Annotated in this window: 20 protein-coding genes; 8 read left to right on the top strand and 12 right to left on the bottom strand. The window is 67.8% G+C overall.

What is annotated here, in order from left to right; genetic code table 11:
• Positions 1-969, top strand: coding sequence for a tripartite tricarboxylate transporter substrate binding protein (locus A1D30_RS19185; RefSeq protein WP_063462334.1), 969 nt, complete (start codon positions 1-3; stop codon positions 967-969).
• 21 nt (positions 970-990) lie between these two features.
• On the opposite strand, the gene A1D30_RS19190 is transcribed toward A1D30_RS19185, so the two are convergent.
• The 4 genes from A1D30_RS19190 to A1D30_RS19205 form a co-directional block, all read right to left on the bottom strand.
• Positions 991-1,533 carry a sigma-70 family RNA polymerase sigma factor gene (locus tag A1D30_RS19190; protein ID WP_063462335.1) on the bottom strand — a complete coding sequence of 181 codons (543 nt, stop codon included), beginning with the start codon at positions 1,531-1,533 and terminating at the stop codon, positions 991-993.
• A 10-nt stretch (positions 1,534-1,543) separates the two neighbouring features.
• Positions 1,544-1,747 carry a DUF2892 domain-containing protein gene (locus A1D30_RS19195; RefSeq protein ID WP_063462336.1) on the bottom strand — a complete coding sequence of 68 codons (204 nt, stop codon included), beginning with the start codon at positions 1,745-1,747 and terminating at the stop codon, positions 1,544-1,546.
• A gap of 126 nt (positions 1,748-1,873) precedes the next feature.
• Positions 1,874-2,848 carry a thiamine-phosphate kinase gene (thiL, locus tag A1D30_RS19200; RefSeq protein WP_063462337.1) on the bottom strand — a complete coding sequence of 325 codons (975 nt, stop codon included), beginning with the start codon at positions 2,846-2,848 and terminating at the stop codon, positions 1,874-1,876.
• Between the two features lie 45 nt (positions 2,849-2,893).
• The gene (locus A1D30_RS19205) at positions 2,894-3,802 is read right to left on the bottom strand and encodes a LysR family transcriptional regulator (protein WP_063462338.1); all 909 of its coding nucleotides are present in this window, start codon (positions 3,800-3,802) and stop codon (positions 2,894-2,896) included.
• Positions 3,803-3,952: 150 nt separating this feature from the next.
• On the opposite strand from A1D30_RS19205, the gene A1D30_RS19210 reads away from it, so the two are divergent.
• Both A1D30_RS19210 and A1D30_RS19215 read left to right on the top strand, forming a co-directional pair.
• Positions 3,953-4,195 (top strand): hypothetical protein, encoded by a 243-nt coding sequence (locus A1D30_RS19210; RefSeq protein ID WP_063462339.1) that lies wholly within the window; start codon positions 3,953-3,955, stop codon positions 4,193-4,195.
• On the top strand, positions 4,177-4,575 hold the full coding sequence (locus tag A1D30_RS19215; protein ID WP_063462340.1) for a tautomerase family protein: 399 nt from the start codon (positions 4,177-4,179) through the stop codon (positions 4,573-4,575). Before A1D30_RS19210 ends, A1D30_RS19215 begins: the two co-directional genes overlap by 19 nt.
• 212 nt (positions 4,576-4,787) lie before the next feature.
• On the opposite strand, the gene A1D30_RS19220 is transcribed toward A1D30_RS19215, so the two are convergent.
• From A1D30_RS19220 to apaG, 4 genes are all read right to left on the bottom strand, one after another.
• Positions 4,788-5,912 carry a YbdK family carboxylate-amine ligase gene (locus tag A1D30_RS19220; RefSeq protein WP_063462448.1) on the bottom strand — a complete coding sequence of 375 codons (1,125 nt, stop codon included), beginning with the start codon at positions 5,910-5,912 and terminating at the stop codon, positions 4,788-4,790.
• Positions 5,902-7,161: a cation:proton antiporter gene (locus tag A1D30_RS19225; RefSeq protein WP_063462341.1), complete on the bottom strand. Its 1,260-nt coding sequence runs from the start codon at positions 7,159-7,161 to the stop codon at positions 5,902-5,904. Before A1D30_RS19225 ends, A1D30_RS19220 begins: the two co-directional genes overlap by 11 nt.
• Positions 7,162-7,333: 172 nt before the next feature.
• A complete protein-coding gene (locus A1D30_RS19230; protein ID WP_063462342.1) occupies positions 7,334-9,343 on the bottom strand; it encodes a site-specific recombinase in 2,010 nt (669 codons plus the stop codon).
• A gap of 82 nt (positions 9,344-9,425) precedes the next feature.
• A complete protein-coding gene (gene apaG, locus A1D30_RS19235; protein WP_063462343.1) occupies positions 9,426-9,833 on the bottom strand; it encodes a Co2+/Mg2+ efflux protein ApaG in 408 nt (135 codons plus the stop codon).
• Between the two features lie 89 nt (positions 9,834-9,922).
• Here apaG and rpe point away from each other — a divergent pair, with 89 nt between their 5' ends.
• Positions 9,923-10,606 carry a ribulose-phosphate 3-epimerase gene (rpe, locus tag A1D30_RS19240; RefSeq protein WP_063462344.1) on the top strand — a complete coding sequence of 228 codons (684 nt, stop codon included), beginning with the start codon at positions 9,923-9,925 and terminating at the stop codon, positions 10,604-10,606.
• 45 nt (positions 10,607-10,651) lie between these two features.
• Here the strand turns inward: rpe and A1D30_RS19245 are convergent, their stop codons facing one another.
• Together A1D30_RS19245 and A1D30_RS19250 are read right to left on the bottom strand one after the other, a co-directional pair.
• Complete coding sequence (locus A1D30_RS19245) at positions 10,652-12,823, bottom strand: HAMP domain-containing sensor histidine kinase (RefSeq protein WP_063462345.1); 2,172 nt, start codon at positions 12,821-12,823, stop codon at positions 10,652-10,654.
• Positions 12,820-13,518 carry a response regulator gene (locus A1D30_RS19250; RefSeq protein WP_063462346.1) on the bottom strand — a complete coding sequence of 233 codons (699 nt, stop codon included), beginning with the start codon at positions 13,516-13,518 and terminating at the stop codon, positions 12,820-12,822. Before A1D30_RS19250 ends, A1D30_RS19245 begins: the two co-directional genes overlap by 4 nt.
• Before the next feature lie 229 nt (positions 13,519-13,747).
• Between A1D30_RS19250 and A1D30_RS19255 the strand changes: the two genes are divergently transcribed.
• The 4 genes from A1D30_RS19255 to gph all read left to right on the top strand — a co-directional run bounded on the left by A1D30_RS19255 (position 13,748) and on the right by gph (position 17,766).
• A complete protein-coding gene (locus A1D30_RS19255; RefSeq protein ID WP_063462347.1) occupies positions 13,748-15,094 on the top strand; it encodes an SPFH domain-containing protein in 1,347 nt (448 codons plus the stop codon).
• Positions 15,095-15,096: 2 nt separating this feature from the next.
• Entirely contained in the window at positions 15,097-16,629 is a 1,533-nt protein-coding gene (locus A1D30_RS19260; RefSeq protein WP_242421949.1) for a hypothetical protein, read from the top strand.
• A gap of 51 nt (positions 16,630-16,680) precedes the next feature.
• Positions 16,681-16,980: a putative quinol monooxygenase gene (locus A1D30_RS19265; protein ID WP_063462348.1), complete on the top strand. Its 300-nt coding sequence runs from the start codon at positions 16,681-16,683 to the stop codon at positions 16,978-16,980.
• A 120-nt stretch (positions 16,981-17,100) separates the two neighbouring features.
• Positions 17,101-17,766 carry a phosphoglycolate phosphatase gene (gene gph, locus A1D30_RS19270; protein WP_277922023.1) on the top strand — a complete coding sequence of 222 codons (666 nt, stop codon included), beginning with the start codon at positions 17,101-17,103 and terminating at the stop codon, positions 17,764-17,766.
• Positions 17,767-17,788: 22 nt separating this feature from the next.
• On the opposite strand, the gene A1D30_RS19275 is transcribed toward gph, so the two are convergent.
• Both A1D30_RS19275 and A1D30_RS19280 read right to left on the bottom strand, forming a co-directional pair.
• Positions 17,789-19,432, bottom strand: coding sequence for a methyl-accepting chemotaxis protein (locus tag A1D30_RS19275; protein ID WP_063462450.1), 1,644 nt, complete (start codon positions 19,430-19,432; stop codon positions 17,789-17,791).
• A 275-nt stretch (positions 19,433-19,707) separates the two neighbouring features.
• The gene (locus A1D30_RS19280) at positions 19,708-20,295 is read right to left on the bottom strand and encodes a chalcone isomerase family protein (protein WP_063462350.1); all 588 of its coding nucleotides are present in this window, start codon (positions 20,293-20,295) and stop codon (positions 19,708-19,710) included.
• Positions 20,296-20,520 lie beyond the last annotated feature (225 nt).

Here is a 20,520-nt window from a genome sequence, read left to right on the forward strand (position 1 = left end):
ATGACCAATCTGCTTCGCCGTGCGCTGTTAGTCGCGTGCACCTGCCTTGTGGGCACCAGTGCCCTGGCTGCCTACCCCGACAAGCCGGTGCGGCTGATCGTGCCCTGGGCGCCGGGGGGCAGCACCGATGCCATCGCCCGTGCCATGGCCCAGCGCATGGGCGAATCGCTGGGGCAGAGCGTGGTGGTGGACAACCGCTCCGGCGCGTCCGGGCGCATTGGCACCGAAGCGGCCGCCAAGGCCGCGCCCGACGGGTACACCATCGCCCTGGTCGAACTGCCCCATGCCATTGCCCCCGCCGTCACGGCCAAGCTGCCATATGACCTGCTCAAGGATTTCACGCCCATCTCGCTGGTCGGAACCTCGCCGTTGCTGCTGTTCGTCAACGGCAGCAAGTACAAGACGGGCGACATCAAGGGGTTCTTGAAGGACGCGCGCGCCAGCGCGGTCCCCATCACGCTGGCCCACAGTGGCAACGGCTCCATCAGCCACCTGTCCTCCGAGCTGCTGGCGGGCGCCAGCGGGGTCAAGATCAACCCCATTCCCTACCGTGGTTCGGCCCCAGCGCTCACGGACGTGGCGGCAGAGCAGGTGGGCGGCCACTTTGCCACGCTGGCCAGCGGCAGCGCGCTTCTGGCAGCGGGCAAGATCTCGGTGCTCATGACCACGGGCCCCGCGCGCCTGCCGGCCATGCCACAGGTGCCCACCGCGCGCGAGGCCGGCCTGGCGGGCATGCAGTTCAACCAGTGGTGGGCCCTGGTCGCGCCCGCCACCACGCCCATCGACGTGATCGAGCGGCTGCGCAAGGAAGCGATCGCCGCGCTGGAGCACCCCGCCACGCGCGAGCGGCTCACCACGCTGGGCATTGACCTCAAGGGCTCGACGCGCGACGAGTTGCGTGCCTTCATGCGCGACGAGGTCCACCACTGGGGCGCGGTGGTGCGCAAGATCGGGCTGCAGCCGGAGTGATCCTCCGCCGTGCGGCGGGGCTCAACGCGCCGGGGGAGGCGCCAGGTACTCCCGCACCAGGGCCCGCGCGCGGTGCAGGCGGCTTTTGGCCGCCTCGCGCGTCACGCCCAGGCGTTCGCTCATCTCCTCGATGGTCAGCTCCTCGAAGTCGCGCAGCAGCAGTGCCTCGCGGTAGAGGGGCGGCAGCGAGTCGATGGCCAGGGCCAGGTCGTGGCGCAGTTCGTGGTCGGGGCGGTGCGACCAGGCGAGGTTGTCCTCCACCTGCGCCAGCGGCTCGCCCTTGAGCCAGGCCAGCATGGGCCGCATGCACAGCCGCTGCACGATGCGCACCACCCAGCCGCCAAACGCCGCCACCTCGCGCAGTGCGCCCACGTGGCGGTAGACGATGATCATGGCCTCCTGCACCACGTCGTCCGTCGCGGTGGTGGCCGCGCAGTGGCGCAGGGCATAGCGGCGGATGTCGGGACGGGTCAGGCGCAGCAGCTGCTCCATCGCCACGGCATCACCGCTGCGCGCGGCGGGCAGCAGCTGGGCCACAGTGAGGGGTGGGGGCGTTGCTGTCATGGGGCGCCGCTCACTCGACAGGTTTGCGGCCCACCATGGCGCAGGCGGGGCAGTAGCCGAACGCCCCGCTCAGGATGCTGCCCACGCCCGAGGCGGCCAACGCCAGGCCCAGGGGCGAGGCGGATAGCCACCACAGACCTGCGGCGATGAGGGCGACCCCGCCGACAACGCGCAGCAGGCTTTCGGGGCGGGTGATGTTCTTGCGGTACAGCATGGTGAAAAGCTCCTTGGTGGGGTGACGAAGGCGCCAGCACAGGGCGCCTCCCCTACCAAGAGCGACGGGTTTCGCAAAAGGATTCATGGTTCGCGAAAAAAAGTCGCTGCCCGTCACTGCTGCCCGTTAGCGGAAATGGTCGAACGAGGCATAACGGTGCTCCACCGCCTGCCCCTGCGCATCCACCAGCTGCAGGCCGGGCTCGGCCAGCACCGTGCCGATGCGCGTGACGGGCGTGCCGCTGGCCTGCGACGCGGCAGCCACGGCGTCGCGCCGGGCGGGGGGCGCGGTGAAAGCCAGCTCGTAGTCATCACCACCTGCCAGGGTGCATTGGCGGATCAATTCAAGGTCAAAATGGCCTTCTCCGCGCGATAGGTAAGCCTTTTCTGCTATCAAATTTGAAGTTTTGTGGGTGTCGATGCGCGCACCCACGCCCGAGGCCTTCAGGATGTGCGACAGGTCGCCCAGCAGGCCATCGCTCAGGTCCATGGCGCTGCTGGCAATGCCGCGCAGGGCCTGGCCCAGGGCCACACGGGGGGTGGGGCGCTCCAGCCGCTGGCGCGCGCGGGCCAGCACCTCGGCGGGCAGGGGGCGGTGGCCCAGCAGCGCCTCCAGCGCCAGCCGCGCGTCGCCCAGCGTGCCACTCACATAGAGGTCGTCGCCGGGCCGCGCGCCGCTGCGCAGCAGGGCCTGGCCGGTGGGCACTTCGCCAAACACGGTGATGCAGAGGTTGAGCGGGCCCTGCGTGGTGTCGCCGCCCACCAGCTCGCAGCCATGGGCATCGGCCAGCGCCAGCAGTCCGCGCGAGAAACCCGCGAGCCAGGCTTCATCCACGCGGGGCAGCGACAGGGCCAGGGTGAACGCGAGCGGGCGCGCACCACAGGCCGCCAGGTCCGACAGGTTCACGGCCAGCGCCTTGTGGCCCAGGGCTTCGGGGTCCACGTCGGCAAAAAAGTGGCGGCCCTCCACCAGCATGTCGCTGGAGATGGCCAACTGCATGCCGGGCGCAGGCGCCAGCAGCGCGCAGTCGTCGCCCACGCCCAGGGCGGCGCGGCGCACGGGGCGGGTGAAGTAGCGGGCAATCAGGTCGAATTCACCCATGGCAGTGGTCGGCAATCCAGGAAACGTCAAAAAGGTTCATTGGCATCAAGCACGGCTTTCTTGCGGAGAAAACCACTGCGCCCAGTGGTCGATGCAGGCCTGGATCTTGGGCAGCCGGTGCCTGCGGGTGAGGGTGATGGCGTGGATGGGGCTGGGCTGCAGGTCCACGAAGGCAGCCAGCACGGGCGCAAGCAGCCCCTGGCGCACGAGGGGCTCGGCCACCACCGTGGCCAGCCGCGCAATGCCCAGGCCCTGCAGCGCCATGCGTGCGGTGATGGCCGTGCTGCCCGAGCGCCAGTGGCCCTCGGCCACCAGCTCCTGGGACGCACCGTCGATCAGAAAAGGCCAGTGGTTCAGAAAGGCCACTGCGCTGTTGGTGATGAGCCGGTGCCGGTGCAGGTCGCCAATCTGCTGCGGAACACCATGCGCCTGCAGGTAGCCCGGCGTGGCGTAAAGCGCGCGGGCCAGTGTGCCCAGCGGGCGCGCCACCACGGTGTCGGTCAGCGGCGGGCCGGTGCGGATGGCGATGTCGATGCCATCGCGCGCCATGTCGGCCATGCGGTCGTCCACCAGCAGCTCCACGCGCAGTTGCGGGTGCTTTTGTTGCAGGCTCTCGAAGCTGGGGATGAGCAGGTGCTCGGCCACCACTGAGCTGGAGGCCACGCGTACCCAGCCGCTGGGCTGGCCGCTTTGCTGGGCGAACTCGCCTTCCAGTTCGTCGAGCGTGCCGGTGATGCGGCGGCAGTAGTCCAGAAAGGTCTGCCCCTCGGCCGTGAGCGTGAGGCCGTGCGTGCTGCGGTGGACCAGCCGCGCGCCGCAGGATTGTTCGATGCGCGCCAGCGTGCGCGAGACCTGGCTCACCGGCGCATCGCGCTCGCGCGCCACGGCCGACAGCGAGCCCAGGTCGGCCACGCGGGCAAACAGGTGCATGTCTTCAAAGCGGATGTCGCGCATCGGGCAATGGTAACGGCGGGGCCTGGGAGCCTTTATCCGATGTGCCCTTGCAGTCGGCGCAAAACGCTGTTGCGCCGGGGGCGGTTTCCGGCTGGCGGGACGCTGCCTACAGTCGCTTCACCCCTTGCCAACATCCCGAAAGGAGCGGCCATGCACCCCCACACGCATTCCTCCATGCATCCCGACGACTACCAGCGCCTGCGCGAGCTGGCCAAGCTGCAAGCGCTGGAACTGCGCCAGCAAGCGATCCGCGATGCCCATGCCTGGCTGGCGGGTGTGCTGGTGCATGCCCTGCGCCGAGGGGCCCGCTGGCTTCGCCCCGGACGGCCCCAGGCCGTGCCCCCCCGTTTGTCCAACCTCCATGCCTCCACCCCATGCCAACCCTTGTCCTGAAAATCGCCCCGCTGCAAAACCCCGAGCGCTACCGGCAGCTCGCCAGTGCCCTCACTGACCTCACGGTCCAGCTGCTCGGCAAACGCCGCGAGGTGACGGCCGTGGTCATCGACGACCTGCCCAGTGCGCGCTGGCACATCGGTGGTGCGCCGGTCGAGCAGCCCACGGCCCTGCTGGAGATCAGCATCACGCAAGGCACGAACACCGGGGAGGAGAAGGGCGCCTTCATCCAGGCCGCGTTTGCCGAGCTGCAGCGCCAGCTGGCCGGTGACGGCACGCTGGCACCAGCCAGCTACGTGGTGGTGCGGGAGCTGCCCGCCAGCGACTGGGGCTACGGCGGGCGCACGCAGCAGGCGCGCAAGCAGGCACTGGCGGCTTGACGCTCATACCGGTACGCGTTCAAAAATCCATGACGCTGCGCGCCACCCGCAGCTGATGAAACCGACGCGGCCCGAGCCAGCGCCCCCGTGCAAGGGCCGCCAAGCCGCTCTGACGGCGCTTCGCTTGCGTGCACCGGGGGCGTCCCCCTCCCGCCTTGCGCAGCAAGGCGAGAGAGGGGGAAGGCGCGGAGCGACTCAGGGGGTGTTTCACTTCAGGCGGGCGCGCCGCGAAAGCGCTGCGCTGCCTGGCGGCTCACCTCGGCGAGCAGCTGCTCTTCGCTCTGGCGCTGGCGCAGCCAGCGGGCGTCGTTCTGGCCCGCTTCCACCTCGGTGCGCAGCATGTGCATGGCGCTCGATGCACCCTGCACGGCGGCGTGGCCTGCAATCTTGTCCATGGTGCGCAGGATGTGTTCGCGCAGCGGCATGTGGTCGCCCGTGGCCGGGTCCACATACACCGCGTCCATGCCAAAGCGGCAGGCCTGGAAGCGGTTGTAGGTGTACACAAGGTAGTCGTCCTCTTCCGGCATGAAGGGCTGGTCGGCCAGGAACCAGGCGCCCAGCGACTGCACGTAGCCTGCGAGGGCTGCGGCGCGTTCGATGGTGAGCGGCGTGTCGAACACGCGGATCTCGATGGTGCCGAACTCGGGCTTGGGGCGGATGTCCCAGTAAAAGTCCTTCATGCTCTTGACCACGCCGGTGCGCGTCATCTTGTCGAAGTAGGCCTCGAAATCCGTCCAGGTGAGTGCCATGGGTGCGCGGCCCGAGAGCGGGAACGCAAACACCGAGTTCAGCCGCGCCGAATCAAACGCCGTGTCCTGCCCCTGCACATAAGGGCTGGATGCCGACAGCGCGATGAAGTGCGGGATGTAGCGCGACATGCGGTGCAGCATCAAGAGCGCGGCATCTGCATCGGGGCAGCCGATGTGCACATGCTGGCCGAAGATGGTGAACTGCTTGGAGAGGTAGCCGTACAGCTCCGACAGCTCGCGAAAACGCGGCTTGTCGTAGATGCGGCGCTCGTGCCACTGCTGGAACGGGTGTGTGCCGCCACCCACCACGGCAATGTTGAGCTTGTCCGCGCTTTTCACCAGCGCATCGCGGATGGGTGTGAGCTGGCCCAGCACCTCGCTGGCCGAGTGGCAGATGCCGGTGGAGATTTCGATCATGCTGTTCGTCATCTCGGGCACCACGCTGCCGGGCAGCGGGGTCTTCTTCATGAGGCGCAGCATGTCCTCGGCGTAGGGCGCGAGGTCGTAGTCGTTGGTGTTGACGAGCTGCAGCTCCAGCTCCACGCCCAGCGTCAGCGGTTCGGAATGGTTGAAGGCTTCAAGACTCACGGTGGTTGTCTCCATGGTTGGCTCGGGTCAGCGGCGCCCAGGGTTTGGAGCTTTCGCCCGCACGGTAAATGGCCACGGTGGCGATGACCGCGCCAAACACCTCCATCAGCAAAATGGCGGGCAGCGCCACCCCGGCAATCACATGGCCGGTGGAGGGCGAGGCCAGCACGAATTGCGAGGCGATCAGCAGCGCGATGGACGACATGGGCGTCATCGCACAGCCCACCCACAGCGCCTGCTTCCAGCTCGCGCCGCTGCCCACGTTGCCCAGCGCCACACCGGTGGCCTTGGCCACCAGGCGCACGGCAATCAGGGCCAGCACCACGCCGGCCACGGGGGCGCTCCAGTCGGCCTGCGCGGCCACGGTGGAGACCAGCACGAACATCAGCATGGTGAGCAGCGAGGACGCATTGCCCAGCTGGCGCGGCCAGGCCCAGGGGCGCGGGTTGAGCTGCTTGAGCAACATGCCTGCCAGCAGCGCCGCCAGGGGGGCGGAGCCGCCCATGTGCGCGGCCACGGCCGTGCCTGCCGCCACCAGGGCCAGGAACAGCATGGAGGTGTTTTCGCTCGTGGGGCTCATGAAACGCAGCGCCATGCGCAGCACCAGGGCCAGCACGGCCGCCACCACAATCGACACGCCCAGCACCACCACCACGGGCGAGACGGTTTCGAGCACGGTGAGGCTCTGGCGGTTGATGAGTTCGGCCTTGGCGCTGCCCAGCGTGAGCGCGTACAGCGTGGACAAGGTGGTGAGCACGATGGCGCGTTCCGTCACCGGGCCCGCAGCGCGGGTGTCGGCCACCACGCGGGTGAGCACGGCGGGCGATGCGGCCAGCGCCACCAGCGCCAGCGGCCCGGCCACCTGCGTGGGCAGCTGCAGCCACACCAGCACCCAGTACACGGCAAAGTAGGTCAGTACCGATTCGGCAATGCTCTGCACCAGCACCATGGGGTTGTGGCGGAACCAGCGCAGCGGGATGCGCCCACCACATTCAAACAGCACGATGGCCACGCCCAGCTCCAGCAGGAACAGGCCGATGCCCTGCAGCGGCCACACGGCGCCGCTGAAGCCGGCCAGGCCCGCTGCCGTGCCCACCAGCGAATAACCGACCACCTTGGGCAGCCCGGTGTGGCGCTGCGTCAGGTAGCCCGCCATGGCGGCCACCGCCAGCAGCAGCGACCATTGCACTGTGGGCAGCCCGGCCGAGGGGCGCAGCCACTGCGCCCAAAAGCTCAGGATTTCATTCATGTCATGGGACCTCTGCGTCAGACGGGCAACGGGTGCCCGGTGGTGTGAAGGGCAGGCACACAAGCCCTCCGCCAATGGGAGGGGGTGCGCTGGGGATAGGCCCCCGAATTTACAGGCGGAAACACATCGCCCGTGTAGGACAGGGGCGGTGGTTGCTGCGGTCGGGCTGCCGCTATGCAGCGACCGTGGGTGTGCTGCGCTCGGGTTTGAAGAAGCTCAGTGGTGCTGTGCGCAGGCGTGCGCGGATGGCCGCGTAGATGCGCGAGCGGTCCACGCCGCTCACGTTCTGGGCGCGCAGCGCCAGGCGGAAGGCCAGGTAGAAGCTCACCGACACATTCAAGGCGCCAAGGAAGGGCAGCGAGGCCACGGCCCACCAGAAGGCGGGCATGTGCAGCACCTGCAGGCCCAGTGTGGCGCTGGCAGCCGCCACCTGGCCCGTGGACAGCGTGACGTGGCGCACGTCCAGCCCCAGCCCGAAGAAGGCGGCAAAGACGGGCACCAGGCCCAGCATGAAACCGAGCGAGATGTTGGCCGCGAAGCCCGAGAGGTTTTCGCGCAGGAAGCGGGCCCAGCGTGTGGCGCGTTCAGCCCCCAGCAGCCGCGTGATGCGTGGGTTGTAGTGCATGGCCGAGTCCAGGCGGTGCAGCACGAACCAGTTCTCCGTCCAGCCCGCGATGATGCTCGACGCAAACAGCAACACCCCGGTGAAGGCCGCAAAGAACAGCGAAGGGCCGAGCAGGTGCAGGGACTCGAACACATGTTCGGCCTGCTTCTCGCTGATGGCCGGGGCGCCGGTGGCCAGCGCAATCGCCGTGGCCAAGGCCAGCACAGCCGGGAACACCACCAGCACATTGCCCAGCACGGCCGCCACTTGCGAGCGCACCAGGTGCGTGATCTCGTCCACAAAGGACTCGATGGCGTCGCCCGTGCCCAGCTCCTTGAGCTTGGCCGCCATGGCAGGCGCGGTCATGGCGGGCTGCTTGGTGGCCACGGTGAAATGCAGCAGCTGGATCAGCACAAAACTCACGGCGTAGTTGATGCCTGCCATGAACCCGCCCCAGAACGCCGACAGCGCCAGGGCATAGAGGCCGAACTTGGCCAGGGTGGTGAAGGCCATCAGGGCACCACCACCGGCCGCCTTTCTGAGCATGGAGCGGTATTCGGCGCCCGTGCGGGTGATGTAGTGTTCGCCGGTTTCGGCACTGCGCTCGGCCACCTTGGCCGCCAGCAACGAAGAGTTGGCGGCAAACAGCGCGCGCAGGCTGCGCCGCTCCTGTCCCACCATCACCAGGTGCGCCATGAGGCGCGCGGCGGTGACCGCCGGTTTGGGCGACAGCAGGCAGTCCAGCAGCTCACGCACACGCAGGATGCGCTCGCGCAGCTGCCGCAGGCGGAACACCAGCCCCACCGAGATGCCGTTCTCTTCAAAGTGGGCGTACACCGTGGCCGCCGCTGCGCGGCAGGCCTCCAGTCGCTCGCGCAGGCGCTGGGCGCATTCGTTGAGGCGGTCGGGCGTGCGCAGCGCGTGCAGCACTTCCACGCGCAGGCTTTCCACATCGCGGATGAGGGCATGGAACGGCTGGCCCTCGCGCGCGGATTCGGTCATGCGCAGCCGCAGCTCGGGGGCAAACCCGGTCGAGAGGATCTGGCCTGCGCAGTAGGTGATGGCATCGAGCAAGGCCCGGTGCCAGAGCGTGGCACCGCCTGCGGTGCCTTCGGCATCGGCGGGCGCCAGCAGCCCGACCAGGCGGGTGAGCTGGGTTTCGTCGAGTGCCGCCAGCCACTGGGCATCAAAGGCGCTGGGCAGCGCCAGCATGAACAGCTCGGACGCATCGATGGTCTCGGGGCTGCCCGGCAGCAGCTTGGTGCGCAGCCGTTCGGCCACCTCGCTGACCAGGGCCGTGCGCGGGGCAAAGCCAAAGTCGGCCAGCAAGGTGGTGATGTCCACCTGGTCCACCAGCGTGGACCACCAGGCCTGCAGCCGCTGCTGGGTGTCGGGGCGGGCAGCCACGGTGTCTAGGAAAAGCTGCACCCGCTCCAGCGACGCGGGCACGGAGTCGCGCTTTCCGCGCACCCAGTCCAGCAGGTTGATGAGCCACAGGTGGCGGTGGGCCAGGTCGGCAGCAGGGTCCAGCGCTGCGAGCAGGCTGGCCAGGTCTTTGGGGGCTACGCCAATTTTCATCGCCGGGCCGCCCCAAGATGAAAAGCGGCCCCCTCGGGGGGCAGCGACCACACGGAGTGGGGAGCGTGGGGGTAATAGTTTTTCAATGCAGCACCCGTCCGCTCAAGGGGTTGCCTGAGGGGCCGTGGCCCAGCGCTTCCAGCACAAACAGGGGCACCGGGGTGTTGAAGGGCGCTCCATCTTCGGCCACGCAGTGGAAGGTGCCATGCATGGTGCCGCTGGCAGTGCGCAGTCGGCAGCCGCTGGTGTACTGGAACGACTCGCCGGGCTTGAGCAGGGGCTGTTGCCCCACCACCCCCAGGCCTTTGACCTCTTCGGTGTGGCCCCGGGCGTCGCTGATGATCCAGTGCCGGGAGATCAGCTGCGCAGGCTCTTCCCCGGAATTGGTGATGGTGATGGTGTAGGCGAAGCTGAACACCCCGGAGTCCGGCGCGGACTGCTCGGGCAGGTATTCGGGCAGCACTTCCACGTCAAACTGGTACTTTGGCATGGGGCGAATGGTAACGCTGCAAGTCCGTTTCCTGGGGGCTTGACGTCCTCAAAACCCCCACGCTTTCTGCGCTTTGCGACAATCGGGGGATGAGCCGCACATTCCAAATCGCCCCCTCGATCCTCTCTGCCGACTTTGCCCGCCTGGGCGAAGAAGTGCGCAACGTCATTGCCGCTGGCGCCGACTGGATCCACTTCGACGTGATGGACAACCATTACGTGCCCAACCTCACCTTCGGCCCCATGGTGTGCCAGGCCCTCAAGCCGCATGCCAAAACGCCAGCAGGCGTGGCCGTGCCGATCGACGTGCACCTGATGATCCAGCCGGTGGACGCCCTGGCCGCTGCGTTTGCCGACGCGGGTGCGGACTACATCAGCTTCCACCCCGATGCTTCGGGCCATGTGCACCGTAGCATCCAGGCCATCCGCTCCAAGGGCGTGAAGCCCGGCCTGGTGTTCAACCCGGCTGAGCCCTTGGATGTGCTCGACTGGGTGATCGACGACATCGACCTCATCCTCATCATGAGCGTGAACCCCGGCTTTGGCGGCCAGAGCTTCATCGACTCCGCTCTGCGCAAGATCGAAGCCGTGCGCAAACGCATCGACGCCTCGGGCAAGGACATTCGCCTGGAGGTGGATGGCGGCATCAAGGCCGACAACATCCGCCGCGTGGCCGACGCGGGCGCCGACACCTTTGTGGCGGGCAGCGCAATTTTTGGCAAGCCTGACTACAAGGGCGTGATCGACGCCATGCGCGTGCAACTGGCGGCTTAAGGGCCGCTGGATGACGGGCGGGATGGCCCACCACGGCTGGTGGGGCTACCCCAGCCGTTGAAACGTGAGCACAAACGCCACGCCCCCCTCGGTGTTGCGGGCGTTGATGGTGCCGCCCATCTTGGCCATGTAGGTCTTGGCCACAAACAGCCCCTGGCCCCGGTGTTCGCCCTCGCCCAGCGGGGTGGGGCTCTCGGGGTCGGACACACCCAATTCAAAAATCCGCTCCAGCAGGTCTTCGGCAATGGTCGAGCCCTGGTTGTGCAGCGTGGCACTGGCGGTGGATTCCGACGCGGTGAGCGTCAGCGTGATGGGACTGCCCGTGGGGCGGTAGCGGTCGGCGTTGCGCAGGATATGGGTCACCACGTCTTCGAGTGCGAATTCGTCCGCCCGCACGATGACCGGGCCTGCGTTGCTCGAACCCGGGGCATACACCACGTCCAGGATGCCCGCAAAATGTGCGTTGTCCGCCACGTTGCGCAAGAAGGCATCCAGGTCCAGCCGCCCCTCGGGCACATCGGCGGCCTGCAATGCCTCGGCGGGCGATGCCGTGCCATACAGCACATGGATGGCCTGCTGCATGCGCTGCACATAGCGGTGGCCGGGATCTTGCGGGCCGTTCAGCGCCATCAGCGACTGCAAGGGAGACATGATTTCGTGCCCCACAGCGTGCCACATGTCGCGCTCTTGCTGGGCGCGCAGCTGCTCGCGCTGCAGATCGTCCTTCACGCGCTGCAGCAGGTCGGCCAGGCCCCCGGCCAGAATACCCAGCTCGTCCGAGCCGCGCAGGTCCGACACATCCAGGTCGCCCAGCCGGGGCCCGGTGTGGCCGGGCTGCACGTTGTACGACACGGCGGCGGCGCGGCGGGTGAGGGCCGTCACGCGGCGGATCAGGCCCACCTCCACCACCAGCCAGGCCAGCGCAGTGGCGGCCAGCATGGCCCCCAGGTACCACGACAGGCGTGTGGCCACAGCGGCCAGGCCCTGCTCCACGCCGCGCAGATGGCCGGTGAAGTTCACCACGTAGTTGCCGGTGGGCGTGTCCAGAATGTCCAGTGCTGTGGGGGCGGCGGGCGTGGCCGCTGCCGGGCCCACGCCCGCGGCCTCTAGCGGCAGCCAGCGGATCAGACGCAACAGCCACGGCGCGGAAGGCTCGGCCTGTACCTCAATGCCCTTGAGGGTGATGGCGCTGGCCTCCTCGCTGCCCATTTTGCGGATTTGCACGCGCTCGCCGGGCAGCAGGCTGCGCGAGAGGTCGCCCAGCGAGGCGGCCAGCTGCGCACCGGGTGCGTTGCTGTCGAACAAGGGCTTGGTGTCTTCGCCAGGCGCCAGCATCTCTACCCGCACACGCATTTGGCCCAGGTCTTCGGGCGGCCAGACCAGGCGCTCGTCCTTGCGAAACAGCGCTTCGCGGAACAGCTCGACCGGCAGGCGGATGGAGTAGTGGGTGCGGCGCAGGCAGTTGGGGGTGGTGGCATCGCCAGCAGGCGGGCTGGCCGAAGGGGGGGACAGGTCGCGGCACTGGCCGTTTTGCCACAGCCAGCCGCGAAAGTCGCGCACCGGCCGCGCGCGGGCGTCGAGTTGCGGCGTGCCGTTGTCCACAAACCCCGTGAGCCGCCCGCGCACCGCTGCGCTGCCCTGCGGGGGCATGGCCTCGTACGGCGCAATCCAGCGGTAGGTGGTGCCGCGCATGTCCAGGCTGATGCGCGCACGGTGCGCCTCGGCGGGCACCAGTGCGCCGCGCTCGCGGGGCGTCAACTCGCCCGCGTAAAAGCTGCCCACCAGGTAGATGAAACCGCCTGCATACGGGTTGTTGCCAATCGCCGCGCACACCGATGCGCCATCGGGGTACTGCACCGAGCAACCCGCCATTTCCACGGCCTGCTGCGATTTTTGCGGATCGTCAAAATCGATGGCGGCGTAGGGCAGTAGCAACGGTGCCAGCGGCGTCACGCCCTGGCCCAGGTGGCTGGCATTGAGCAAGGCCAGCTGGCCTGAAGGATGGCGCAGCCGTGCCATGACCTCAGCCTGGCTGCGCACAAAGCCGTGCTGGTAGGCCTGCCAGGCGCGCTCTTTTTCGTCCTTGAGCACCACCACGCTCAGCGCCACCGTCGCCAAGGCCAGCAGCACAAACACACTGCGCACCAAGATGCGCAGACGGAACGCGGGCAGGCCCAAGCGGGGTATGTCGATTGCTGGGCGCAGCAGGCGCTTCATTTGCCTGTCCAGCGGAAGCCGCGCATGGGCACGTTTTCAATGCCTTCAAAACTGGGGTCCACTTCGCGCAGCGCTTCGCGGATGGTGCTCACATGCTTGCGCACGTTGTCGCGGTTGCGCCCGCTTTTCACCACCTCGAACAGCTCGTCGTAAGACACCACCTCGCCGCTGCGCTGGTGCAGCGTGGCGAGGATGCGCTGGGCCGTGAGCGGCAGGTTAATGCGCTCGCCGCGCCAGGTGGGGGTGCGCTGCCACAGCGGGTCCAGCACCAGCGCATCGCCCACCGGGGCGGCGGCTGTGCCGGTCGGGGCCTGAGCCTGTGTGGTGCGCAGGATGTCGAGAAAGGTCTCGATGAAGTCGGCCTCTTCAAACGTGGTTTTCTGCAGGTAGTCCCACGCGTCCAGCGCCTTCATGATGCTGCGGTAAATGGCCGCTGGCATGGCCGACACCACCAGCACCGGCGTGCCCTGGCGCAGCTTGTTGATGGCGTTGATGAGGGCCACGCCCGCATGGCGCTCGCGGCCTAACTCAATGTCCAGCACCACCGCGTCGTAGTGCTCGCGGGCCAGCGCAGCCTCGGCCTCGTCGCGGGTAAACCATTGGTCGATGACGATGCCGCTCTTGGCGCTGCGTATCCACCCGGCCAACTGGTTGCTGGTGGGTAGGTCGTCTTCGATCACGGCAATGCGGGTCATGGGCAGGGCGGGCAGTAGGGGTGGGGCGGATTATCCCGGCGGCCCGCTCCGGGCGGTGTGAGTTTTTCTTCCGGGGTCGGAAGGTTCGTGCGGGCGGTGTGAGCGCATTGGGGGCTGCGCTGCATTGTTGCTTCCGGGGTGGATCCGAACAATCGGTCCTCAATGAGCCAGCCATGACGGCGGTTCAGACACCGACAACAACACCGAACCACACCGAGAGAGAAACACCATGAAAACCACCTGGAACCGCATCGTGCAGACCCTGAAGGGCCGCTCTTCCACCCCGCTGCCAGAAGCGGGGGCGGAGCCTGTCCTGGACGCTGATCTGCCAGGCAGCATGCCCACGGCAGACGCTGCGTTGGCAGCCCCCTTGAACTGGGCTTACCTGCTGCCCACCGCCCGCACCGCGCGCTGGCTGGCCGTGGGTACCGTGGTGGCCGCAGCGGGCCTGATGGTGTACCGCAACCCCCCGGTGCAACACCTGGCGCAAGGCGACCTGGGTGTGCGCCTGAACCAGTTCACCGGTGCCGTGAGCCTGTGGCGCGACGGCAGCGTGTGGGTGGTGCCCGGCCTGCACACGGTGCGAGTGTTCTCGCTGCGTGACCAGAGCTACCGCCCTGAAGCCATGCGCCAGGCCACCGGCAGTGCGCCACTGCAGTCGGTGGAAGGACTGTCGCTGGGGCTGGACCTGAGCGTGCGCTACGCCCTGGACCCCAACTCGCCCGCCGTCAAGGCCGGCAATCTGCCCGACAACGTGGGTGCCGACATCGTCGAGCCTGCGGTGCAGGGCCTGGTCTATAAGGTGTTTGCCCGCTACACGGTGCGGGAGATTTTCTCGTCCAAGCGCGCCGAGATCGCGCAGATCATCGAGACCGAACTGCGTGCCCGTCTGGCGGCCGATGGCGTCACGCTGCGCAGCCTCCAGATTGGCAAGGTGGATTTGCCCGCCGAATACCGCCGGGGCATGGACAGCCTGCTGGCCGAAGAACTGGCGTCCGAAAAAATGCGCTACACGCTGGAGCTGAAGGACAAGCGCGTGCGTGAAACCGAGCTGGACGCCAACGCCGACAAGGTGCGCCGTGAAGTGGCCGCCGAAGCCGCCGCCCGTGAGCAGGTCATTGCCGCCAAGGCCCAGGAAGAGGCCATGAAGCATGTGCTGCCCTTCAAGCAGCGCCAGATCGAGCAGCGCCAGCTCGAAGCCGAAGCCGAACGCGTGGCCCGCGTGAAAGCCGCCGAAGGCAACGCCCAGGCCCGCCGCATCGAAGCCAACGGCGAAGCCGATGCCCGCCAGAAGCTGGCCGAAGCCGAGGCCTACCGCATGGACCGCGTGGGCAAAGTCAATGCCGAGCAAATGGCCCGCGAAGGCGCGCTGGTGACCAAGCACCCGCTGCTCATCCAGAAGACGCTGGCCGACAAGCTCTCGGACAAGATCCAGGTCATCATCGCGCCCCCGCCCACCAATGGCGACTTCATCGGTGCCGCGCTGCTGGGCGGCAACCGCAACGCCCAGGCCGGTGCCACACAGGCGGCAGCCGTGGCCGACGACGCCACCACCAGCCAAGCCGTGGAGCAATGAACATGAACGCCACCTTTGCCACTTTGCTCGCGGCCGTGGCCAGCGCCGCAGTGACCGTGGCGGCCGAAGCCGCCCCCGTACCCGCACCAGTACCCGCAACCAATGCCCAGGGCAGCGCCATCGTGGTGCAAGACCAGGCCAGCCTGCGCGCCGCCCCGCGTGACGGTGCTCAGCAGCAGGCCAGCCTGTGGCAAGGCGAAGTGCTGGAAGTGCGCGGCGAGCGCCTCGACTACCTGCAGGTGTGGGACCACAAGCGTGAGCGCGGTGGCTTCATCCGCGCCAGCGATGTACGCCGCGTGGCCCTAACCGAGGCCGAAGGCCCCGCGCTGCTGGCTGTGATGCGCTTTGTGCAGGAAACGCCCGGCGCAGAGGCTCTGGGCATTGGTCTCACCGCCGCCTACCTGCAGGCCGCGCCTGCCAAGGCGCTGGCGGGTGTGGAGGGCGCGCAGGCTTTCGATGCGCTCGGCACTTTTGCCGACCGGCTCGCGCGCCGCGCTTCGGTGGCCGTGCCGGGCAAGGCTTCGGGTGCCACGCTGTCGGCCCATCTGGACGTGGCCAATGGCTACGGTGTGCGCTTTGCCACCTACGAGGTCGAAGGCCGCATGCAGGTCTGCTACGAGGGCGAGGCTTTTCGCCGCCTGCTGGCCATGCCTGTGGCCGATGCCGAGCAGCGCGCCCGTGCCGTCCTGGCGCTGACCCGCCCCGAATGCATCAACCCCGACCTGCCCGCGCACGAACGTGCCAAGGTCACCACCTGGCAGTCCGAGGTGCTGGAGCGCGTGGACGTGGTCAGCCTGCCTGGCTACCTGCGCAACCGGGTGCAGATGCGCCGCGCCAGCGTGTGGGGTGCTGCAGCCTTCCAGCAGGCGCGCAAAAACGCGGCCGACCCGGCGGTGGCCGCTGCCGCCGCACGCGCCCTGACGGAATTCACTGGCGTGAGCAAAGCCGACTTGCCCGACGAGGACCAGAGCGCCTATAACGACGCCGCCATGCGTGTGAGTGCTGTGCGCTGGGCGTTGGTGCCCGCCGCAGCGCCTGTACCTACCGCTAGCACTCGCCCCACGCTGCAGACCGAGCCCGGCGCCCCGGGCGAAACCTGCGTGCTGCTGGTGGACGCGCAGCACAGCGCCAAGGCCCCCCTGCTGCGCCGCTGCACCTACGGCGTGGTCTGGGCCGCATCGGCCAGCACCAACCGCGAAGGCACGGCCGTGGCCCTGGCGGTGCAGCCCCTGGAAGGCTGGCGCGAGCTGTGGGTGCTGCGCAAGACAGAAGGCGGCTGGCTGGCCGACGTGCTGCCGCCCGCTGCCGCCACGCCCGAGACCGGCGTGGCCGAATGGGCGGGTTGGGTGCCCGGCGGCCAGCAGATGCTGGTGGCCCGCGAAGCCCGGGGCCAGGGCCGCTACCGCAAGAGCTTTGAGGTGGTGCGGCTGGAGGGCCTGACCACCGAGCGTGTAACGGGTGATGTGGCTGCGCTGCCCCTGTTCCAACGCTGGCAAGACCCGGCCTGGAAGCGCCAGACGCTGAGCCTGCGGTGAATGTGGGCTCGCGGAATAATCCGCTCATCCCCATCCACCACAAGGCACACCATGATCCTCGTTACCGGCCATGCCATCGCCCGCAAAGAAACCGAAGCTGCCGTAGAGCGCCTCGCGGTAGAGCATGTGCTGCGTTCCCGCGCGGAGCCGGGATGTGTGTCCCACGAAGTGAGCCGCGATGTGCTCCAGCCGCTGCGTTTTGTGTTTGTGGAGCGCTGGAGCGACATGGCGGCCCTGCAGGCCCACTTCCGGGTGGAGGCTTCGCGGGCGTTTGCACAAGCCATCACGGAACTCTGCGAAGCCAGCCCGCAGATGACCATCTACCAGGCCGAAGCCCTTCACACGGGTTGACGAGGACGGTGGCGGTGCGTGCCGCCACGGGCGCAGGGGGCGTCGGCACCCTTACCATGCACGGCATTCCAAACTTCTTCGTCGGCCGTTGTGAACTTCATTCCGCTTCCCCCGTCCTGCGTGGACGCCGCAATCATCGACCTGGACGGCACCATGGTGGACACGCTGGGCGACTTCAGCGAAGCGCTCAACCGCATGCTGCAGGACCTGGGCCTGCCGCCCATCGACGCGGGCTCCATCGAGTCCATGGTGGGCAAAGGCTCCGAACATTTGCTGCGTTCAGTGCTAAAACACGTGCTGCCGCGCGATGGTATTGATGATATTGCTATCAAAATTGAAGGTTTCTATCCTTCGGCCTGGGCCAGCTACCAGCGCCACTACCTCGCGATCAATGGCCAGTTTGCCGGTGTGTACGACGGCGTGGAGGCGGGCCTGCAAGCGCTGCGTGCCCGGGGGGTGCGCCTGGCCTGCCTGACCAACAAACCCGCCAGTTTTGCGCTGCCCCTGCTGGAGTTGAAGGGGCTCGCCGGGTACTTCGAACACGTGTTTGGCGGCGATGCGTTCGAGCGCAAGAAGCCCGATCCGCTGCCGCTGCTCAAGACCTGCGAGGTCTTGGGTGTCAGCCCGGCGCGCACGCTGATGGTGGGCGATTCCAGCAACGATGCGCAGGCAGCGCGGGCGGCGGGCTGCCCGGTGGTGCTGGTTACCTACGGCTACAACCACGGTCAACCTGTGCGGGCCGTGGATGCGGATGGTTTTGTGGACTCGCTGCTGCAGCTGACCTGAGTTCCGCCAAGCGGGCAGGTGCTCAGGCGGTCAGCTGGCGTGGCGCCACACTGCGGTAGTCCAGGCGCGACGCTGCAGGGGCGCTGCCGGGAACGGGCGCAGATCCGTTGTGGCGGGAGGCGCTGTCTGAGAGGCGGAACACCGCCACGGCATCCACCAGTTGCCCTGCCTGCGTCTTGAGGCTGTCGGCTGCGGCGGCACTTTGCTCCACCAGGGCGGCGTTTTGCTGCGTGGCCTGGTCCATCTGCGTGATGGCCTCACCGACCTGGCTGACGCCCTGGCTCTGCTCGCTGCTGGCAGCGCTGATCTCGCCCATGATGTCGGTCACGCGGCGGATGGAGGCCACCACCTCGCTCATTGTGGCGCCCGCCTTGTCCACCAGGGCCGTGCCGCGCTCCACGCGTTCCACGCTGGTGCCAATCAGGCCTTTGATCTCCTTGGCCGCCTCGGCGCTGCGCTGGGCCAGGCTGCGCACTTCGCCCGCCACCACCGCAAAGCCCCGGCCCTGTTCGCCCGCGCGGGCGGCTTCCACGGCGGCATTCAGCGCCAGGATGTTGGTCTGGAAGGCAATGCCGTCGATCACGCTGATGATGTCGGCAATCTTTTTGCTGCTGTCGTTGATGCCTTTCATGGTGGTCACCACCTCGGCCACCACATCGCCGCCCTGCTGGGCGACGGTCGAAGCGCTCATGGCCAGCTGGTTGGCCTGGCGCGCGTTGTCGGCGTTCTGGCGCACGGTGGAGCCCAGTTGCTCCATCGACGCGGCCGTCTGCTGCAGCGCGCTGGCCTGCTGTTCGGTGCGGGCCGAGAGGTCGTTGTTGCCCGACGCGATCTCGGTGCTGGCAGTGGCCACGCCTTCGGCGTTGTGGCGCACGTTGCCCACGATGGAGGCCAGGCGCGACTGCATGGTGGCCAGCGCCTGCAGCAGTTGCCCGGTTTCGTCGTTGCCGTTGGCTTCGATAGGGTGGGTCAGGTCGCCGTCGGCGATGTTTTCGGCGGCCTCTTTGCCCAGCTGCACCGGGCGCACGATGGAGCGCGTGACGGTGAAGGCCAGCAGCGCGCCCAGCGCCACGGCAATCAGCGTGCCCACGCCCAGCAGCACCTGGCTGGCCTTGGCCAGTGCCGAGGTGTCGGCCTGGCTTTCGGCGAGTTGGGTGCCCATGGCCCGGCGCAGGTCATCCAGCGACTTCAGGTACTTGTCGGCCAGCGGGCGCAGGTCCTTGTCCACCATGGCGGGCACGTTGGGTTCGCCGCCCCGGTGCAGCTCGCGGATTTCTGCGAGCTTGTCGTTGTAGGTCTGGCGGGCCGTGGCAATGGCGGCCAGCAGGCTCCGCGCCTGCTCGCCCTGCACCAGCGCCTCGATGCGCTTGACCTTGGCCTCCATGCCCGTGGCGGTGGCCTGGGTGTCGGCCGTGAGCTTGTCCATGTAGTCGCGGTCGATGGCCTTGAGGAAGGCCTCGGTGCGCACCCAGTTCAGGCGGATGTCCGAGGCCCAGTCTTCCACCAGCGTCTGTTGCTCGATCTCGTGGGTGGCCACGCGTTCGCTGGCGTTTTGCAGGCTGGCAATGCGCCACATCCCGGTGGCCGCGATGAGGGCGGTGATGAGCAGGATGGCGCCGAAGGATGCGCCCAGGCGCAGGCCCACGGAGAGATTGCTGAGTTTCATGGTCATGTCGGGCGCGGGAGGGGCTTGGGGCAAGGGAACGAAGGCGGTTCAAACTGCGCGTTGTGCAGGCCGGTGAGGGCGACTGCGCGGCGGCGGAGAGTGGGCAAGAAATGAATCGAAGGGCGGGCGACGAAGATAAAAAAACCGAGGCTTGCGGACGGGCTTCAGCGTACGCCTCGGCCCCGCTGGCGGGTGTCGGGCGGGTGACAGCCAGGGGCCCGCAGACCTGGGGGTTTGTCCGTAGCGGGGTGTCCTGGCGGGATGCTGGGCTCGCCTTACGCGGGTTTGCCCAGCAGGGCATCCTTGAGCTTCCAGTCGGCGGGCGTGTTGCCCAGCCAGATGCCCAGCAGCGCGTTGAAGAACTCTGGTTCCTTGAAGGGCTCGCCCTGCGGCTTGCCCTTGACGGTGATCACCGTGCCCGTGCCGGGGATCCAGTCGATCTGGAACTGGTCGCCCGCCACCAGCTTCTTGTGGTCCGAGAAGATCTGACTCATGCGCAGCACGCCCGGGATCAGCTTGGAAAACGCCGCGCGGTCCATGTTGTCCTCCATGCCGCGCGAGAACAGCTTGCCCAGCTCGGTGGAGTCGATCTCGCGCAGCATGGTGATGCTCATGCGCTTGGGGCCCTTGAGGGCCGCGATGTCCTGGGGCGTGTGCGCCTTCTTCTCCAGGTACAGGCCCGCCGTGTAGACCTTGAACACGGCCTTGTAGCGCACGCCTGCGCCGTTGAGCTGCAGGGTGCTGCCGCTCAGGCTGGCGGTGTCTTCGTATTTCACGTCGGCCACGGTGATGGGCTGGGCGGCGGCAGTGGCTGCCAGCAGGCAGGCACCGGCCATCAGAGCGCATCGCTGGAGGAAGTTCATGCACAACTCCTAAAAAAGAACGGTCGTTCGTTTCTAATTGTTGCAGCGCTCCCTGCCGCCCGCAACAGGGTTTTCGAGTGGTTGTGTGATCTCGCCTTGAGCGTTGTCAGATCGGGCCGCCAAAAAAGCTTTGCTACACTTTGGCCCATGTTCATTCACCACGTGTTCATCACAGGTTGCAGCGACCGGGGAGCCTGGCCCTGGCGTCAGCCTGTCCTTTTGAAC

The sequence above is a fragment of the Acidovorax sp. GW101-3H11 genome (genome assembly GCF_001633105.1).
Taxonomy (GTDB): domain Bacteria; phylum Pseudomonadota; class Gammaproteobacteria; order Burkholderiales; family Burkholderiaceae_C; genus Acidovorax.

Bases quoted from the DNA above. Each gene is read 5' to 3' on its own strand.
- A1D30_RS19265 (WP_063462348.1), top strand. From the start codon at position 16,681: ATGATCCTCGTTACCGGCCATGCCATCGCCCGCAAAGAAACCGAAGCT.
- A1D30_RS19210 (WP_063462339.1), top strand. From the start codon at position 3,953: ATGCACCCCCACACGCATTCCTCCATGCATCCCGACGACTACCAGCGC.
- A1D30_RS19205 (WP_063462338.1), bottom strand. From the start codon at position 3,802: ATGCGCGACATCCGCTTTGAAGACATGCACCTGTTTGCCCGCGTGGCC.
- rpe (WP_063462344.1), top strand. From the start codon at position 9,923: ATGAGCCGCACATTCCAAATCGCCCCCTCGATCCTCTCTGCCGACTTT.
- A1D30_RS19190 (WP_063462335.1), bottom strand. From the start codon at position 1,533: ATGACAGCAACGCCCCCACCCCTCACTGTGGCCCAGCTGCTGCCCGCC.
- A1D30_RS19280 (WP_063462350.1), bottom strand. From the start codon at position 20,295: ATGAACTTCCTCCAGCGATGCGCTCTGATGGCCGGTGCCTGCCTGCTG.
- A1D30_RS19230 (WP_063462342.1), bottom strand. From the start codon at position 9,343: ATGAAAATTGGCGTAGCCCCCAAAGACCTGGCCAGCCTGCTCGCAGCG.
- A1D30_RS19275 (WP_063462450.1), bottom strand. From the start codon at position 19,432: ATGAAACTCAGCAATCTCTCCGTGGGCCTGCGCCTGGGCGCATCCTTC.
- A1D30_RS19245 (WP_063462345.1), bottom strand. From the start codon at position 12,823: ATGAAGCGCCTGCTGCGCCCAGCAATCGACATACCCCGCTTGGGCCTG.
- A1D30_RS19185 (WP_063462334.1), top strand. From the start codon at position 1: ATGACCAATCTGCTTCGCCGTGCGCTGTTAGTCGCGTGCACCTGCCTT.
- A1D30_RS19215 (WP_063462340.1), top strand. From the start codon at position 4,177: ATGCCAACCCTTGTCCTGAAAATCGCCCCGCTGCAAAACCCCGAGCGC.
- A1D30_RS19225 (WP_063462341.1), bottom strand. From the start codon at position 7,161: ATGAATGAAATCCTGAGCTTTTGGGCGCAGTGGCTGCGCCCCTCGGCC.
- A1D30_RS19250 (WP_063462346.1), bottom strand. From the start codon at position 13,518: ATGACCCGCATTGCCGTGATCGAAGACGACCTACCCACCAGCAACCAG.
- thiL (WP_063462337.1), bottom strand. From the start codon at position 2,848: ATGGGTGAATTCGACCTGATTGCCCGCTACTTCACCCGCCCCGTGCGC.
- A1D30_RS19195 (WP_063462336.1), bottom strand. From the start codon at position 1,747: ATGCTGTACCGCAAGAACATCACCCGCCCCGAAAGCCTGCTGCGCGTT.
- apaG (WP_063462343.1), bottom strand. From the start codon at position 9,833: ATGCCAAAGTACCAGTTTGACGTGGAAGTGCTGCCCGAATACCTGCCC.
- A1D30_RS19255 (WP_063462347.1), top strand. From the start codon at position 13,748: ATGAAAACCACCTGGAACCGCATCGTGCAGACCCTGAAGGGCCGCTCT.
- A1D30_RS19260 (WP_242421949.1), top strand. From the start codon at position 15,097: ATGAACGCCACCTTTGCCACTTTGCTCGCGGCCGTGGCCAGCGCCGCA.